At 40.3% G+C, this 1,464-nt stretch carries 1 protein-coding gene; it reads right to left on the reverse strand.

Features of this window, described 5'->3' with window-relative positions; genetic code table 11:
* Positions 1 to 11 precede the first annotated feature (11 nt).
* Positions 12 to 1,409: an IS4 family transposase gene (locus tag GQR53_RS20430; RefSeq protein ID WP_165745050.1), complete on the reverse strand. Its 1,398-nt coding sequence runs from the start codon at positions 1,407 to 1,409 to the stop codon at positions 12 to 14.
* Between the last annotated feature and the right edge of the window lie 55 nt (positions 1,410 to 1,464).

Raw genomic sequence — 1,464 nt, forward strand, 5'->3', positions numbered from 1 at the left:
CTGTCTCTTGATCACATCTCCTGTTGTTGCGCTTGCATGAATCGAGCGCCTTCTAGCAGTTTGCTCAGTGAAAACCAACCTTTCCATAAAGCTTCCCAACCAACAACACCTGTTTGCTTGCTGTTGTGCCACCCGCCTAATTTGGCAAGTGCATAATAAGCCCAATGTAATGAAGGTGTTGTGTTAGGTGCTTTTTTAGTTTCAGTCTTTGACCACAACAGTTTCCATTCAAAAAAAAAAAAAAAATTGTCGCAACTAATTGATTTTGCATTATCTTTATCGACAACAAGCTCGCGTAACTGGAGAAGTCTCACCGCAATAAATGCTGTTATTACAATGATCTTTTCTAGATTATTTCGCGTTTGCATGCGAAACGACTCAACTTGAGTGCCCGCTGACTTCCACGCTTTATGGAACTCTTCAACTCGCCATCTTAGTTCATAAAATCTAACTATCTTTAGTGCATCAGAAGCACTATTTATCGGTTCGCCTGTATACAATTTCCACGACAAAGGACTTGTTCCACTTGGTGGATCAATCTCGTTGCAACTTATTACTGTTAAATTCATACCACCAAGTTTCTTGTGTTTTTTAGGCGGATAAATAGTAATGCAAGCATAACGTACAGCTACTTTCGCAATACGTGCTTTTCGGCCTCCTTTTTGCTGTATCTTAACCGAATATGAAGCTTCACTAGATTGATTTTCAATGTAGGGACTTAGTTTATCGCCGTCTGCATTAACGACCCGCTCATGCTTGGCCCTCACTACAAATCGTTGATTATTTATTGTTTTATAATCAATATACTCAAACATATCAGATTCTCGATCACAAACGCTTATGATATTGTCCATGACATCTGCAAATCGGGTACTCATTTCTTCCGACGAGCGTTGCCATTTATAACTTTCTTTTGTTTCGTACTTGCGGCGTTTTCTGTCGTTAGCGGTACCAAAGTTTTCATCTTTTCTGCACCAACGATGTTGTGCACCCAAGCCAATAGTACGCTCTGTTTCTGCATCGACCATAAGGACGGTGTGCGCCAACATCCCTTTAGAAGAGCTTTGTTTATATGCGCCAGTATGTCCGAGCTCTTTAGTCACATTGTGTCGGTAACACAATGTTGATGTATCTTCTAGCGCAAGGATTGTGTTTGACAGCGTTATTGTAGGTAACAGCGAATTCAAACCGGCGGTAGCGATGTTATCTGCGTCAACTTTATCATTGCGAAGAAAGCGATATGCGCCTTCAATAGAGGCCTGTGAGCCAGATGCTTTCACAATAGAACTTCCTGTGTTGCTTGCCATTTGATGACTTATTTTTACCAGGCGTTTAGTGCGTCGTTCATCACCTAATTCAGCATGTTTAAACAAATGATTAGCCCATTTTTCAGTATCTTTTATCAGCATAATAATTAAACTCGATCGGTTTTTTCGTTATAACTGATCTGATCGACTGATATAA

The organism is Pseudoalteromonas sp. Z9A6, assembly GCF_011378805.1.
Lineage (GTDB): Bacteria > Pseudomonadota > Gammaproteobacteria > Enterobacterales > Alteromonadaceae > Pseudoalteromonas > Pseudoalteromonas distincta.